The 14,732-nt window shown below is 42.2% G+C and carries 15 protein-coding genes and 1 pseudogene; 7 read left to right on the forward strand and 9 right to left on the reverse strand.

Features of this window, described 5'->3' with window-relative positions; genetic code table 11:
• Window positions 1–42 precede the first annotated feature (42 nt).
• From NPUN_RS11470 to NPUN_RS11490, 5 genes are all read left to right on the forward strand, one after another.
• Entirely contained in the window at window positions 43–951 is a 909-nt protein-coding gene (locus NPUN_RS11470; RefSeq protein ID WP_012408868.1) for an acetoacetate decarboxylase family protein, read from the forward strand.
• Window positions 952–959: 8 nt separating this feature from the next.
• Window positions 960–1,379, forward strand: coding sequence for a hypothetical protein (locus tag NPUN_RS11475; protein ID WP_012408869.1), 420 nt, complete (start codon window positions 960–962; stop codon window positions 1,377–1,379).
• Window positions 1,360–2,901 carry a patatin-like phospholipase family protein gene (locus tag NPUN_RS11480; protein WP_012408870.1) on the forward strand — a complete coding sequence of 514 codons (1,542 nt, stop codon included), beginning with the start codon at window positions 1,360–1,362 and terminating at the stop codon, window positions 2,899–2,901. Before NPUN_RS11475 ends, NPUN_RS11480 begins: the two co-directional genes overlap by 20 nt.
• A gap of 175 nt (window positions 2,902–3,076) precedes the next feature.
• A complete protein-coding gene (locus tag NPUN_RS11485) occupies window positions 3,077–5,281 on the forward strand; it encodes a family 1 glycosylhydrolase (RefSeq protein ID WP_012408871.1) in 2,205 nt (734 codons plus the stop codon).
• A 433-nt stretch (window positions 5,282–5,714) separates the two neighbouring features.
• The gene (locus NPUN_RS11490) at window positions 5,715–6,560 is read left to right on the forward strand and encodes an SDR family oxidoreductase (protein ID WP_012408872.1); all 846 of its coding nucleotides are present in this window, start codon (window positions 5,715–5,717) and stop codon (window positions 6,558–6,560) included.
• 140 nt (window positions 6,561–6,700) lie between these two features.
• Here the strand turns inward: NPUN_RS11490 and NPUN_RS40050 are convergent.
• The 6 genes and pseudogenes from NPUN_RS40050 to NPUN_RS11520 all read right to left on the reverse strand — a co-directional run bounded on the left by NPUN_RS40050 (window position 6,701) and on the right by NPUN_RS11520 (window position 10,856).
• A pseudogene (locus NPUN_RS40050) lies at window positions 6,701–7,868 on the reverse strand (IS630 family transposase).
• A 123-nt stretch (window positions 7,869–7,991) separates the two neighbouring features.
• Window positions 7,992–8,156, reverse strand: coding sequence for a hypothetical protein (locus NPUN_RS38885; protein ID WP_234711086.1), 165 nt, complete (start codon window positions 8,154–8,156; stop codon window positions 7,992–7,994).
• Window positions 8,157–8,767: 611 nt separating this feature from the next.
• Window positions 8,768–9,919 carry an AI-2E family transporter gene (locus tag NPUN_RS11505; protein WP_012408874.1) on the reverse strand — a complete coding sequence of 384 codons (1,152 nt, stop codon included), beginning with the start codon at window positions 9,917–9,919 and terminating at the stop codon, window positions 8,768–8,770.
• Window positions 9,920–10,009: 90 nt separating this feature from the next.
• The gene (locus tag NPUN_RS11510; protein WP_041566096.1) at window positions 10,010–10,201 is read right to left on the reverse strand and encodes a hypothetical protein; all 192 of its coding nucleotides are present in this window, start codon (window positions 10,199–10,201) and stop codon (window positions 10,010–10,012) included.
• Between the two features lie 105 nt (window positions 10,202–10,306).
• Window positions 10,307–10,645 (reverse strand): type II toxin-antitoxin system PemK/MazF family toxin, encoded by a 339-nt coding sequence (locus NPUN_RS11515; RefSeq protein ID WP_012408876.1) that lies wholly within the window; start codon window positions 10,643–10,645, stop codon window positions 10,307–10,309.
• Entirely contained in the window at window positions 10,632–10,856 is a 225-nt protein-coding gene (locus NPUN_RS11520; protein WP_012408877.1) for a ribbon-helix-helix domain-containing protein, read from the reverse strand. The genes NPUN_RS11515 and NPUN_RS11520 overlap by 14 nt, the downstream gene beginning before the upstream one ends.
• Window positions 10,857–11,143: 287 nt before the next feature.
• Between NPUN_RS11520 and NPUN_RS37520 the strand changes: the two genes are divergently transcribed.
• Complete coding sequence (locus NPUN_RS37520; protein ID WP_012408878.1) at window positions 11,144–11,791, forward strand: hypothetical protein; 648 nt, start codon at window positions 11,144–11,146, stop codon at window positions 11,789–11,791.
• Between the two features lie 13 nt (window positions 11,792–11,804).
• Here the strand turns inward: NPUN_RS37520 and NPUN_RS43195 are convergent, their stop codons facing one another.
• From NPUN_RS43195 to thrB, 3 genes are all read right to left on the reverse strand, one after another.
• The gene (locus NPUN_RS43195; RefSeq protein ID WP_336884949.1) at window positions 11,805–12,158 is read right to left on the reverse strand and encodes a DUF1016 N-terminal domain-containing protein; all 354 of its coding nucleotides are present in this window, start codon (window positions 12,156–12,158) and stop codon (window positions 11,805–11,807) included.
• A gap of 77 nt (window positions 12,159–12,235) precedes the next feature.
• Window positions 12,236–12,745 (reverse strand): hypothetical protein, encoded by a 510-nt coding sequence (locus tag NPUN_RS11535; RefSeq protein WP_012408879.1) that lies wholly within the window; start codon window positions 12,743–12,745, stop codon window positions 12,236–12,238.
• Between the two features lie 29 nt (window positions 12,746–12,774).
• Complete coding sequence (gene thrB, locus NPUN_RS11540; protein WP_012408880.1) at window positions 12,775–13,689, reverse strand: homoserine kinase; 915 nt, start codon at window positions 13,687–13,689, stop codon at window positions 12,775–12,777.
• Window positions 13,690–13,862: 173 nt separating this feature from the next.
• Between thrB and NPUN_RS11545 the strand changes: the two genes are divergently transcribed.
• The gene (locus tag NPUN_RS11545) at window positions 13,863–14,603 is read left to right on the forward strand and encodes an RNA methyltransferase (protein WP_012408881.1); all 741 of its coding nucleotides are present in this window, start codon (window positions 13,863–13,865) and stop codon (window positions 14,601–14,603) included.
• Window positions 14,604–14,732 lie beyond the last annotated feature (129 nt).

A 14,732-nucleotide genomic window follows, 5' to 3' on the forward strand; every position in this document is an offset into this window, starting at 1 on the left:
TTACCTCCCTCCACCAATAAATTTAATTATGTGTGAAAAAATATGATACCTCAACGTTTAAAACAACAAACAGGACTTTATGCCCTAGTTGATGGCATACCTTTTCAGTTACCCGTTAATTCTGAACAGACACCAGCATTGATGGCGGTATTTCCGATTAACGCCGATCGCGCTAAAGAATTGATCCTAGCCAAAGAAGTACATCCTCTGCGACTATGGAATAATCAGGGGTTGTTAGTAATCACAGTGATTAATTATCAGATTACTGACATTGGTAAATACATCGAATTTAGTATTGCGATCGCCTGCACTCATGGCGCAAAACCAGCCCCGCCATTACTACCTGGTTTATTGATGCAACAGTACGGCACTGGGCAGTATGTACTTGATTTACCTGTTAGTACCGAAATTTCTGTCAAAGGGGGTAAAGGAATTTGGGGAATGCCCAAACATCAAGCTAACTTGGACTTTGTGATTGGCGATCGCACTGTCAGCAGTCAATATGATTTAGATGGGCAACTAGTGATGAAAATTGAAGTTGCCAAACCCGCCAAAGCTTGGTTTCCCCTGAAAATGGGTGCAGCAAACTACTGTGCATTTCGCGGAATGTTGATGAAATCCGTGATTTACTTTCAAGGGAAATTGGGATTTTCGCTGTTTAAACCAGGTTCAGCCAAACTTACCATAGGCGATCATCCCCGTATCCAATCACTAAAACACCTAGAGATTAGCCCCGAACCTATATTTACAGGCTTTTTCCCGGAAATCACAGGGATGCTAGATGACCATTTGGAGAGTTGGTTTCTTGGCTACGACACACCCCCCACACAACAACCAGAAGGTTTAGAAAGTGTAGTTAATTTAGGTTTGGGTCAAGAATGGCTACCAGCGCCAAAGGCTTTGCCCAAGGATGATCAAGCCGAGATGTATGTAGTACCAATTAAAAATTAATCAAAAATATGATGAATAACGGTAAAGTACTCCACTTATCATTAATTGGCATTGCCATTTTCACCATTGTGAGTGGATTGTTGCAAATGGTTTTGCCTAGTTTGGTACTCTACATTGTCTCAGCAGAAGTAACCCCGACTAGCCAGCATTTTTTTGCCATCATCGGTATGTTTATGCTGCTGTTTAACGGCGCACTGTTACAAGCATTAATCAGCCCACAACCCCAACCTATTGTCTTAATTTGGGCAGGATTACAAAAATTTGGTGCTTCAATAACCGTTTGTTTGGCTGTTATCAGGCTAATTTTTTCCCCATTCGCGCTGCTAATTGCTGGTTTTGACCTGTTATCAGGAGTATTAATTTTCTGGTACTTGTTTCGCTTGCGTACTTTTACACCAGGATACACTTATGAGCAACCAACCGCATAAACCTTACGGCACTCCTGAACCAACATACTCAGGGAATAAACGTTCCTTGATTTTAGCTGGTGGTGGAATGCGTGTAGCTTACCAAGCTGGAGCTATCCGCGCCTTAATCGAATCAGGACTGTGTTTTAATCATGCGGATGGTACTTCCGGCGGTACGATGAATTTAGCAATGCTGCTATCTGGACTATCGCCGATTGAGATGTGCGATCGCTGGCAGACTTTGAATGTTAAAGATTTTGTCTCCTTTATCCCTCTAGAAAAATACCTCAAAGCCTGGGATTTGTTATCTATGGGAGATGCAGATGGCATTATCGATCGCGTTTTCCCCCACTTGGGAATTGATATCAGCAAAATCAATGCCTCGGAGGGAATGCAAGGTACATTTAATGTTTGCAACTTTACCCACAAAACTAATGAAGTCATTCCCCACGATCGCTTAGATTTAGATTTATTGGTTGCAGGGATTTCTCTCCCCATCTTTATGCCACCTGTACAAAAAGGTGATTATCTATACATGGATTCCGTGTGGATTAAAGATGTTAATCTCATGGAAGCGGTGCGCCGGGGTGCAGATGAACTTTGGGTATTGTGGTGCATTGGCAATAGTAGCGAATATCAAACGGGAATTTTTAATCAATATGTCCACATGATGGAACTGAGTGCGAACGGGGCATTTTTTGAAGAGTGCGATCGCATCAATGAAATCAACCAGAGAATTTTGCAAGGGGAGACAGTCTACGGACATACCCAACCGATCAAACTCCACCTCATCAAACCCGCTTATCCTTTACCTCTTGATCCTGATTACTATTTGGGAAACATTGATGGTGCAACTTTGGTTGATATGGGTTACGCCGATGCTAAACAATATTTGCAAACCATGTCACCCGCAGGATTGCCCTTCCAGCCAGACGTGACCCGAATGCACAATAATTTGCCAGGAATGACTTTCCGCGAAAGCATGGCGGGTGCGTTTGTTTTAAATGAGACTGACCCGATTCAGGGTGCAGCAAAAGGCAAAGCGCACAATTCCTCACTCTCATTGCAACTGACCATTAACATTTGTGACTTAAAACGTTTTTTGGGTGATACTACTTTTACTGCTAGTATTGCTGGTAACATTAGTTTTGCGAATTTTGGCGAACACATTCCCTTCAAAAGAGGCGTGTTTAACCTGTTTGCTCATGACCATAATCCCGGATATAAATACATTACTTATGAACTTGCTTTTGAACATGGTAATCAAGATTACTACTTAGTAGGCAAGAAAGAACTGCATAACGATCCGGGATTTGATTTGTGGCAAGACATGACAACTATCTATACTTACCTACATCAAGGTACAGATAACAACAGTCCCATTATTGGTTCAGGAATTTTAACCCTAGATGTGGGTGACGTAGCCAAGTGCGTTTCCGGGTGGCGAATTACTAACGCCAAGTCACTGACAGAGAAAACTACATTATTGGCAGAGTTTGGTAGTTTTTTCTGGGGCAATATTTGGGAAACTTACCAACCGTAAATTCCAAATTAAACCTCTGCTGAGTGGAGTATAAAGGTTTAAGGGTGTAGGGAAAATACATTTTCATGTTTAGTTGTGCAATTTTCTCTTGAATCCTTCCCGCCTTCTCCCAAAGGGAGACGCTAAAAGCGATCTGCCTTCTGCCTTCTTTCACAACTTTTCAGGAGAAATTAACATGAGCGATCGCCTTATGCCTTTACCCTCATCATTCTTATTCGGTGTTGCAACTGCTGACCATCAGTGTGAAGCTTACGATTCCCAGTTTGAAGATATTCGGGATGTATGGGAACGTCGTCGCGGTATTACGGTCAGGGGTCGAGCCACTGACTTTTGGCATCGCTACGCTGAAGATATTGCCTTAGCTCAGTCCCTTGGTTGCAAGTCTTTCCGGTTTTCGATCGCTTGGTCACGGGTAGAACCTGAACCCGGTAAGTTCAGTGAAGAAGCTTTTGAACATTATCGCCAAGTAATTGAAACTATCAGATCGCATGGTTTAGAACCAATTGTAACTCTGCATCACTTCACCCATCCCATCCATGTAGAAGCACGGGGGGGTTTAACTGCGCCAGAATTTCCAGCTATTTTTGCTAACTACGCCACAGAAGTCGCCAAGCGTTTGGGTCATTTGGCACGTTATTGGATTAGCTTTAACGAACCTAGCCAATTAATTTACGGTTACATCAAGCCTTGGTGGGAAAGAGCCTATTTTATGCCCCCAGGTTTAGAGCGCGGTGCAACTATTGCCGATCAAATGACCGCCGTGCAGAAACTCATGCGGAATTTGTTTGTCTCCCATACACGCGCCAGAAATATCCTCAAAGAGTACAACCCAGATGCTCAAGTGGGAGCAAACCCCATGTTATTGGGTCTGCCTCTATGGTTGCAGAAATTGGTGGATCACAATGTCACTAATCTGCGTCGTCCCGAAGATATGATTTCTCAGGGTAAACGTTTTACTGAGCGCAGTTTGTTGGAAAAAGGAAAAGTTGATGTTGTCATTGCTAATTTGACTATTACCGCCGAGCGACAACAGCAAGTAGCGTTTTCGGAAACTTATTATCAGGCGGGGCAATTTCTCTTAGTCAAAGCCACCAGTCCCATTCAGCAACCAGAAAATCTGGCTCAGAAAACAGTAGCAGTTATCAAAAGTGCGACGGCAGAATCTACCATAGAATACCTGTTACCCAGAGTTGAAGTCAAAGTAGTAGAAGATTACGCTGATGCCTTGCAAGCCTTGGATTATGAGCAAGTGAGCGCCATTCTTGCAGATGACACAATTCTCTTGGGTCTGATGAGACAACAACCAGGGCAATATCGACTGGTGGGTAAAAATGGTGAAGGGCTGACAGTAGAGAACTATGGCGCAGCTGTAGTTAAAGGCGATCGCGCCTTCTTGAATATTGTAGATACAGTAGTGCGACAGTTTAAAGAATCCGGGGCTTGGCAAGCTAGCTATAGTCATTACTTCCCTAATCAACCCGTCCCACCTGTACCGAAAATCGGCAGACGTTCAACCCTAGCTGACATCACCACAGGCGGATCTTCTAGTCCAACTATCGGACAGCCTCAACCCGGTACACCACTGCGACGCATTCAAGACCGTGGTTATTTAGTTGTCGCAGTCAAAGAAAACGTACCTGGGTTTGGCTACCGCGACCCCAAAACCGGAGAATTTAGCGGCTTAGAGATTGATTTAGCGCGTTTAATCGCCAAGCAAATCTTTGGCGATCCCAGCAAAGTGAAATTTGTCGCCGTTTCCACCCAACAACGCTTACCCGTACTGCGATCGCTCACCCGCATCTTTGACCCAATTTTCAAGATTTTCAGCGTACTTTCCACATCACTGACAAGTAACTGGTGGCACTTAGGTATGGCTGGGAAATTACCCACATTCCTCTGTCCTCAAGAATGTGTAGGTCAACAAGATTTTGTTGGTTTTGACTATTACTGGGGGATTAGCAATCTTCGACTCAACCGCATTCAACAATTAATGGATGCTGCTTTTGGACGTTTTAGTAATGCGCCAGTTTGGTCTGGTGTTCTCTACGATATGCTCAAATTCCACGCCCAGTTATTCCCCGATAAAGAAATTATGATTATTGAGAATGGCTGTGTAGAAGTAGCCGATAAAGTCGTCAAGCGCGAAGACTACATTCGCCAGCATCTCCAACAAGTGCAACGCGCTCGTCAAGACGGGATAAACGTCATCGGTTACGTCTCCTGGTGCATCACCTCCAACCGCGAGTGGGGTCTGAAATTTGGCCCAGATAGCGATTTTGGACTATATCACATTGACCTAGATACAGACCCAGAACTCAAACGCCAACCAACCCCAGCCGCTAACTTATACCGCGATATCATCAAACAAAACAGCGTCTAAGGGATTTCCAAGAAATAAGTTATCCAAGAAGACGTAGACGCATTAGCGTTGGCGTTCGCGGAGCGTGTCGCAGACAAGCCTCTCGTAGAGAAAGCGTAGCGACAAAGGAGCGTCAGCGGCTTGCCGCAGGCTACCACAGAGGCGCAGAGGACACAGAGAGATGAAGAAGAGAGAGGATTGTTGTATGAGATTTTTGAATGTTTTTTAATTTGGAAGTCCCTAATACCAATCCAAAATTCAAAATCCATATTTTACAGGGTTCCTGAGAAATATCTGTTGGTGAATTTTGGAGGATTGCTACAAACCACAAACCCTCCGCACACCTCCTGCGAGTTCTGCTTGCAATATGCGTAAACCCTCCGAGTTTAAAAAATCATGTATGTAGAGACGCACAACTTCGCCTCTCTACATCCCACTCAACCCCTTAATACCCATGCCCAAAACAGTTTTCATCACCGGAACATCCAGTGGAATTGGGAAATTCACCACCATATACTTCGCGCAACAAGGCTGGAACGTTGCAGCCACGATGCGAAACCCCAGTCAAGACCAGAATTTCCGTGAATTTCCTAACATCAAAGTATATTTTTTAGATGTTACAGATAATAACAGTATTCAAACTGCGATCGCTTCTGCCATCCAAGATTTTGGTCAAATTGATGTTTTAGTAAATAACGCTGGTTATGGCGTAGATGGTGTATTTGAAGCCATGACTGATGAAATAATCGCCAAACAATTCAATACCAACGTCTTTGGCTTGATGCGAATCACACAAGCGATCATTCCCCATCTACGTCAACAAGGCGGTGGCACTATTATTCAAATTGCCAGTATGGGAGGACGAATTACTTTCCCCTTATATAGCATTTATCACAGTTCAAAATGGGCGGTAGAAGGGTTTAGTGAAGCTTTGCATTATGAATTAGAACCATTCAATATCAAAATTAAAATTGTTGAACCAGGTGTGATTAAAACTGAATTTTACGAAAATAATCGAGCGATCGTGCGTGATGATTTGCCGATGTATCAACCATTAGTAGATACTACACAAAGGGTATCCCAAGAAGCGGGAAGAAAAGGAGAGCCTCCAGAATTAGTTGCTCAGGCAATATTTAAAGCAGCCATCGATCGTAGTTATAAAATGCGCTATTGCGTCGGTCAACCTGCGCCCATTTTGCTTATGCTGCGTAAATTGTTGCCCGATAATTGGTTTTTCTCCATCATCAAACGTATTTATAACCTACCTTCTGGAAGCAAAACTGTCACACCCCAAAAGTAATTCGAAAACAGACAAACTTTCCGGCAATTTATTAAGTAAAATTACTTAATTATTAATTATTTATCAATATCCCCTACACCATTTTATCCAAGAATATTAGGGGTTTGCGCTTCCTCTAGTAGTCTGCCAAGCTAACTTTGCTATGTTAAATTTGGATATAAACGCTCCATTTTTCGGCGAGCATCTTTGGTTTGAAAACCCCAATAAACACTAGCTTTTTGCTGATTACGTTTTTTCTCCCAAGCGGCAATCTCAGAAGTTAATGTTTCTGCATTAGGAATACGCCGTTCTAAACATTGGCGAGATAAAACAGATAATTCGATTTCTACCTGATTCAGCCCTTCGGGTTCGCCAGTTGCTTCAAGTCGGGGAACCCGCCCAACGCACTGGCTCACCAAGAAGCGTGTTTAGGAGTATAGTGAAACTCTAACTTTTGAATAATTCGACGTGCTTCTTCTGGTGGAAAAACTTCATATAATGCATTGGGTGTATGAATATTCAAGTTATCAACTACTAAACGAATAACATCGGCATCTCGGTAGGAAACATCTACTAAATTTTTCATTTGTTTAGCAAAATCGGCTTTAGTTCGACGTTCTGTAACTTCGATATGCCGCCATCCAGCCAAGGGTTGAAAACATGCGAATAAATTTACTGTCCCGTTACGTTTATACTCAAAATCATAACGTTCAGGTTGCTCTGGCTGTGGTGGCAAAGGAAGTCTTACTTTTTCTACTAATTGGTATGGACGTTCATCAAAGCAGACTACAGGGCGTTTAGGATCATAAGGCTCATTGTATAAATCCAGCACATCTTCCATTCGGAAAACATATTCTGCGTTAACTTCAGGAATACACCATTGTTCTTTCAACCAAGGCTTAATTTCATTTTTTTTAAAGTTTGACGTACTGTTTCATCTGAGATTGAATCTATGATACCAACGTTCACTAAATGATCTGCTAATAATTGCATTGTCCAACGCACTCTTCCTTCTGGCGGATTAGAACAAGCTGTTGCAATCAAAAATGCTTCTTGCTTTTCATCTAATTTTTTATGTTTTGGTGGATGAACTTCATCCTTTAAAGCAAAATCTAACCCTCCAATGACAAATTTTTCTCGTATTCGTTGCACTGTTGCAACATGCGCTCTAACTATGCTAGCGATCGCTTGATCCGTTTCTCCTTCGGAAGCCATCAAAAGAATGTTTGCACGGCTTATGGTTCTTGCCTTATGCTTACCTTTCTTAATTATCGATTGCAGTTGGGAAACTTCATCTTCATTCAAGTCAACAATGTACTTTTTTGCCATGTTACACCCCGTTTTTGGCTATTTTACCAATTAGAGGTTTTACTTAGCAAAGTTACCTTGGTACACTACTAGGTGCTATTCTAAATATGCCTAGTTGAAAAATATTATGTGCTTACCTAAGCTTTACCACAACATAGTTGGTAAACCTGCAATGATAGAGGCAACACCTGTCCAAAGAGTGAACTGCTCAATATTTCCTTCATCCAAAGCAAGACTCATTTGCTTAATTGCTGATAATAGTCCAGCTAATAGTAGTACAAAGAATGCAAAATATCTCAAAGCAATCATACTTTGCCCTACTTGAATGTAAAAGTAAACATAATAGGTTTCTAACAGGCTCTACTATGTTTTTCTGTTTCAGATTTAGCATTTTAGAAGCTAAAGGATTAAACCAATTCCCAATTCTCAACGCCCCCGTGTAATAAATTTTATACTCCCCAAAGATGCCACCTGTGTATCTAATGAGCCGAACCAGTCCCAATTGCCGGTTAACGCATTGTTTGTCGTCTTAACAAACTAATGTCATCGAAAGAAAAATCTTACATCATATGGTTTTCAGTTGTTGAAGCACTCGCTAATCCGTGTCTTGAGCGATGCTCAAAAAATTACAACTCCTTAGAGCTAATTTGTAAATTCAAGTAAAGTACTTGTCTTGCACGGGTTGCAGAAATTTGAGTCAATCAAGCAGTTATTCGCTGAAACTCCGACCTAGTAACGAGATGAGTATCCTTAAGATTTTCTTTACGAATCAGCTCTTAAGCCGACTGGATTTTAACAGTTTATATCGGACGACATTAATTTGTTAAAGCGACAAACAATCTGTTAACCGACATGGGTCCTATAGAAACTTTAATTTATTTCCGCCTAGCTACTTACCTTTATCCAAAATCCAAAATTGGTTAATCTTCTTTTTGTAAAATATCATCATCAATCCGTTTCTCCCGATTAACATCAGGACTATCTGCTATCCAATAGTCCTCTACTTCAGGAGATTCAGAAACCATCACAAACTCAGTCTCTTTTTTCTGATTATTTCCCCATTCATCTAAAACATCTTTGATTAAAACTTCTTGCAACCATATCTTAGCTACAACAGTCAGGGGTAGTGCTAGAAATAATCCTAAAAAGCCAAAGAAAGTAACGAAAAATAGTTGGGCAATTAAGGTTATGGCGGGCAGCAATGAAACTTGATGCGCCATCACCACAGGTGTAATGAAATTGCTCTCAACCTGTTGAATGATAAAGTAGAGAATCAAGACAGCGATCGCTTTCCAAGGTTCATCTAAGAAAGCGATCGCCATTGCTGGGATTACACTCATCGTTGGGCCTAGGTTGGGAATCAAGTTAAAAAATCCCGCTAAAATCGCCAAAGCGAGTGCTGCCTTTACACCCAAAATTGATAAACCAACCAAACTCATTACCCCCACTACACAGATGGCAATGAAAGCACCTGTAATCCATCCCTCCAAAGAGACTTCGCACTTATTTAAAATTCCTTCCACCCGCCGCCGATAAAATGAGGGGAAAAGCCGCACAAATACTTTCCGGTAGGCTAGAGGATCGGCTAACATCATTCCTGTTAAAACCAACACCAGCAAAATCTTCAGAACGACTTCCAAAGAGCCAGATACAAAGGCGAAGGAATTTCCCAGCAGACGATTGACGAATGGTTGTGCTTGTTGAATGAGGCTGTTGATATCTGGGATGTAGGGAACTAACTCGTTAGGAATGTGAGTTCTCAGGGCATCAAGCCAAGTATTAAAGCGCCCAAACCCTTTAGGAACCTGATAGGTTAGTTCTTGAAACTGCTGTGCAAATGGTGGGACAATAAGCCAGAAAAAACCCACAATGCCTGCGAAAAAGATAGCTACTGCCAGGAGAACGGCGAATCCACGCTTCATCCCAAAGCGTTGGAAGCGTTTTGCTAGCCGATTCAAGGTCGTGGCTAACACAACTGCGGCAAACATGAGCAAAAGCACTTCCCGGATTTGCCACAGGATGTATAAAGAAAGAACTATGGCGATTAAGCCGATCCATTGACCGAGGTTCACAGGCTAACTCCCAACGGTTGGCGAGATGCAATTTTGTTGTAATTCAGCTAGGTTAGCTGATTTTAGTCACTTGTGCGTAGATCGTTTCAGTTAATTTTGTTTCTGTGCTTGAAATCGCCATAGTAGCGCGATCGCTATAATCACAATCGGCAACAATACTATAATTAGCGCGTTGGTTCCTGTCGTCGGAATTGATAGACTTGGCCCCACATACTTAATTAATAGTGATAACAAAGCTGATAGTAAAAGCAGTTTCAGAACAAATCTTAGTTGATTTCCCATAAAAGTACGGCATAAAATTTTTTGTGGTACATACGAATTGGCACTGTACCGTCCAGTTTCTACAATAAACCTACAGATACAATCCTTTCCAACTTTCTTTGGCATTCACTCCAACCCTAAATGGAGTTTGAGAGCAGCATCTACTAATTGCATCAACTCTTCATTTAAACTATTTACCACCTCTGACACAATCCTTCGCTTAGAAATTGTTCGTACCTGCTGCGCCTGTACTTTGGAAGCTAATGGTAAACCACTATTCTCTGGATTCAGTAAAACCTCGAACGGGTAAACACGGCTAACATTGGATGTAAGCGGTAAAATTGTTACCGTGCTAGCTGCACGATTATTGGCATCATTACTGACTATCAGCACTGGGCGGCGTTTATCCATCTCAGAGCCTACAGCCGGACTGAGATTAGCGTAATAAATATCACCACGCTTCATCGGTTAATCCATCTGTAATCGTGATATCCCAATCATTCTCAACTTCAGCAGATGCTTCTCGGTAAGCTTCTTCTAGTTCCTGTGTTCGCAACAACTGCAATGCCTTTTCAATGACTTGGGAGCGAGATTTACAGTCATGAGCTACTTTGTAACCTTCAATAAATTGCACCAGGGACGCTGGTAAAGAAATTGATAATTTTTCAACTTGCATAGTCTTACCAAACAGTAGCAAGGATATTCTTACTTAACGGTAGTCTATAAAGTAGTAATAAATCAAGTACGAATTTCTCTATGTTGGGGTAGTGTGAAGGTGCTATACAAAGGCGAAATGCAAAAATCAATTCCTTAACTTTCCCTAACTTATCCTCATCGACTCCTAGAAATTTTACTAATAGAGTGAAAGTGTTCAAGAAAAACCGACTCTTGTCAAAGCCAAAACAAGCAGACCTTTCAGAAAATCTTGAAACAATTATTAGTGAAAACAAGGAGCAATTTATTATGAAGAAATCTACTCTTGTCAAAGCAACAATGGGTGCTGTCTTATTGTTAACAACAGGTATATTCAGTGTTACCAATGTTAATTCGAGTCAGGCACATTCAGCAAACCAAAAACTCAGGTATGGACAAACATACAAGCTCGTTAATGGTTACGACAATTGGCAAGGAGGTTATTTAGACACGCGGGGAAGAGGCTGTTCTGAGAATCTGCTGTGTGTTTCTACAGCCAACAACCCCAACAGAGATAACGGTAGTGGGTCTTGGAAGATTCTATCAAAAACTGGCAAAACAGGAGTTGTTGAGTCGCTCGATGACGTTTACCTGCAAAATCAATACGATCGAGGTGCTGGTGGTTACTTAGACACGCGGGGAAGAAACTGTTCTGAGAATCTACTGTGTGTCTCTACAGCCAACAACCCCAACAGAGATAGTGGTAGCGGAACCTGGAAAATAATTTCTAAATACAAATCTTCAAATGACTTACGTGAAGATCAGCCTGTTCAACTTGTGAATGGTTATGGTAATGGTCAAGGAGGTTACTTAGATACCAGAGGTAGAGGTTGTGATGGAAATTTGTTGTGTGTCTCAACGGCTGCTGGCGCAGATAGAGATAGTGGTAGCGGAACTTGGAAATTTATTAAGCATTGACATCCTCCCACCGCTAATCAGGAGTACCTGATATAGCGGGGGATTCCAAAGATCGCTCTTTGGGTTTCCTCTTTCCACGACCCGACTTACTTGGAGGGATTTCTCCACCCATGCTCTTGTCGATGTCTCCAGAGGCGATTAACGTTTCTGTGTACCCCCAAGGAATTTGTGCAACAAGCTGTTGCACAATTTGCTCATCTGGGTAAGCTTCAGCAAAAGCCCGCATATACTTCAGATTATGTGCTGAGAATCCCTTCATCTCTGGGAAAGCTTGTTTTAAATCTCTGGCGAGACGTTCGATAACTTTTGCACCCCATCCCTGTTGTTGTTGAAGAATATCTCGCCCAATTTGCCAATAGAGTAATATGCCTAACCCACAAAAGTTTGATTAAATTTGGTTATACAAATTAGATGTGTTTTCGCTTAATGCTGTAGCTCACAGAATTAAACAATCCGGTTGACAATTGTCCACACTTCTAAATCAGAGCGGACATAAGGAACGGAGATTGTTTTGAACCCAGTAATGAAAGGCTTGTAATAAATCTGCCAATACATTGGACTCAGTTCATTGGCACAAGCTTTAAGAAAACGGACTTCTGCCGCCAATTCTCCAGCCAGTTGATTAATGCGTTGAGCATGAACCTGTGCCACTTCTTTTGCTTCTTCTAGCTGCTGCTGTTGGGTAAGTTGTTTTGATTCAACTTGCCAACGCACTAATTTATTTTGTTTTTGTTTGATTTGGACTTCCAAAGCTGCGATCGCAGCATCAATGCCTTGGAGTTCAACTGATAACTGGGCATTTTCCCTGGCTTGACGGCGATATGCTTCAACCATTGCCTGGGGTGAATCATTCTCGCTAGAGATAACATTATTAATAGTGAGTGCAGCGCGTTCTTCTAAAAGAATTTCAATTTGAGAGTTAAGCGCCGCCACTTCAGCCTGAATTTGCTCCATAAATCGAGTTTTAAGTGCTGAGTAAAATCTTAAAAACTTTTTGCGCCTTGGGTATCGAGAGAAAGCGATCGCACCTCGGCTGTAATTCCTTCTTCTTGCCAAGCAGCTAACATCGCCGCCTCCACCGCCTCTGAGTGTAATTGATCCGCCAAAGCTAACAGTGTCGGCCCCGCACCACTAATTACCATACCATAAGCACCAGCACTAACAGCGGCAATGTTGACAGCATCATAACTAGGAATCAAAGCTTTCCGATAGGGCTGATGCAACTTATCTTGCAAAGCTGTCTTTAACCATTGTCCGTTACCAGTTTCCAAGCCGCGCAACAGTAACCCCAAATGTGCCGTATTGAAAATCGCATCAGCGCGACTCACCTCAGTTGGCAAAACACCCCGCGCCTCTGAAGTGGAAAGTTCAAAATTAGGAATAGCCACAACTGGTACAACATCTTTATGCCAGGGAACATCACAAATTTCCCAAGCTGTGCCACTGGTAGCAGCCAGACGACATCCTCCCAGCAAAGCTGGCACTACATTATCAGGATGTCCTTCCATTGCGATCGCTAACTCCATCACCTGCGACTGAGAAAGAGTAGCACCTTCAAGTTGATTTGCAGCAACTAATCCACCAACAATTGCTGTCGCCGAACTACCCAAACCCCTCGCCAGTGGGACACCTAACTTAATCTCTATTTTCACAGTCGGCGGCGTTTGCTCTATATGCTGATAGAATTTGACAAACGCCTGGTAGAGGAGATTGCTTTCATCAGTTTGGACTCGTTCAGCTTCTGTACCACTGACATGAATAATTAGTCCACCTTCTTCTAGGCGAGTGAATCTGAACTCGTTGTAAAGCTTTAAAGCTGCACCGATGCAATCAAAACCAGGCCCCAAATTAGCAGTTGTGGCGGGAACAGTAACAGTGATGGCAGAAACAACAGACATTGGCAAAACTCACTAATCATCAATTAGCATCTCACATAAGTGGTTGAATTCCACCCCTTCTAGGGGTGAGTGCGTCAAACAGGTAAAATGATTTCAAGAAAACTCTTCAGCAGAACTACAACGCTGAGAGTTAACCTAAAAATATTTTATGGTGCGATCGCAGGAGGCAAAAAATGAGCTTAGCTGGATTAAGAATTGTGTTGGTAGAACCAGCTGGGCCGATAAATATCGGGGCGATCGCCAGGGTAATGAAAAATTTCGGGTTATATAATTTAGTATTAGTGAACCCCCAATGCGATCCGCTCTCGACGGAAGCTTTGATGATGGCTGTTCATGCTCAAGAAATTATAGAATCTGCGGTATTAGTGGCAACCTTACCAGAAGCATTGCATGGATGTGTACGGGCGATCGCTACCACCGGTCGCGTTCGCAGTTTAGAAACACCTTTAGAAAACCCACGTACTGCACTACCCTGGTTACTGGAGGAACCAGAAAAACCCACAGCGCTGATTTTTGGCAGGGAAGACCGGGGATTAAGCAATGAAGAATTAAATTATGCCCAGAGGTTTGTTGGTATTCCCACCAGTAAAGATTATGTAGCCCTAAATTTAGCTACTGCTGTGGCAATCTGTTGTTATGAATTGTCACAATCTGCCCAACAATTTGATACTCAGACCATAACCCAAACAGAACTTGCACCCTTAGATGTTTTAGAAGGATACTACCAGCAATTAGAATCACTATTACTGAAAATTGGTTATGTATATCCTCATACAGCAGCTAGTCGCATGGGAAAATTTCGCCAACTATATAATCGCGCTCACCTGAAAACTGGGGAAGTAGCCATGCTGCGAGGAATTTTGCAGCAGGTAGAATGGGCTTTGAAAAACCAGAGGGATGGTGAAAACTTGTAATTATTCGTTTAATATATACGCAATCACCCCCCAAAATATTTAATATGGCTTAAACTAAACACAAAAACGCTACTTAGTGGCAAAGTGGAATTTGAGTATTAATATTGCTTAAAAATTAAGTTTTGGGTC

The organism is Nostoc punctiforme PCC 73102, assembly GCF_000020025.1.
In the GTDB taxonomy this organism is placed as follows: Bacteria; Cyanobacteriota; Cyanobacteriia; order Cyanobacteriales; family Nostocaceae; genus Nostoc; species Nostoc punctiforme.

Excerpts from the sequence above, each read along its gene's own strand:
- NPUN_RS11470 (WP_012408868.1), top strand. The coding sequence starts at position 43 with ATGATACCTCAACGTTTAAAACAACAAACAGGACTTTATGCCCTAGTT.
- NPUN_RS11520 (WP_012408877.1), bottom strand. The coding sequence starts at position 10,856 with ATGCAAGTTGAAAAATTATCAATTTCTTTACCAGCGTCCCTGGTGCAA.
- NPUN_RS11545 (WP_012408881.1), top strand. The coding sequence starts at position 13,863 with ATGAGCTTAGCTGGATTAAGAATTGTGTTGGTAGAACCAGCTGGGCCG.
- NPUN_RS11480 (WP_012408870.1), top strand. The coding sequence starts at position 1,360 with ATGAGCAACCAACCGCATAAACCTTACGGCACTCCTGAACCAACATAC.
- NPUN_RS11490 (WP_012408872.1), top strand. The coding sequence starts at position 5,715 with ATGCCCAAAACAGTTTTCATCACCGGAACATCCAGTGGAATTGGGAAA.
- NPUN_RS11475 (WP_012408869.1), top strand. The coding sequence starts at position 960 with ATGATGAATAACGGTAAAGTACTCCACTTATCATTAATTGGCATTGCC.
- NPUN_RS11485 (WP_012408871.1), top strand. The coding sequence starts at position 3,077 with ATGAGCGATCGCCTTATGCCTTTACCCTCATCATTCTTATTCGGTGTT.
- NPUN_RS11510 (WP_041566096.1), bottom strand. The coding sequence starts at position 10,201 with ATGGGAAATCAACTAAGATTTGTTCTGAAACTGCTTTTACTATCAGCT.
- NPUN_RS11515 (WP_012408876.1), bottom strand. The coding sequence starts at position 10,645 with ATGAAGCGTGGTGATATTTATTACGCTAATCTCAGTCCGGCTGTAGGC.
- NPUN_RS38885 (WP_234711086.1), bottom strand. The coding sequence starts at position 8,156 with ATGATTGCTTTGAGATATTTTGCATTCTTTGTACTACTATTAGCTGGA.
- NPUN_RS37520 (WP_012408878.1), top strand. The coding sequence starts at position 11,144 with ATGAAGAAATCTACTCTTGTCAAAGCAACAATGGGTGCTGTCTTATTG.
- NPUN_RS11535 (WP_012408879.1), bottom strand. The coding sequence starts at position 12,745 with ATGGAGCAAATTCAGGCTGAAGTGGCGGCGCTTAACTCTCAAATTGAA.
- thrB (WP_012408880.1), bottom strand. The coding sequence starts at position 13,689 with ATGTCTGTTGTTTCTGCCATCACTGTTACTGTTCCCGCCACAACTGCT.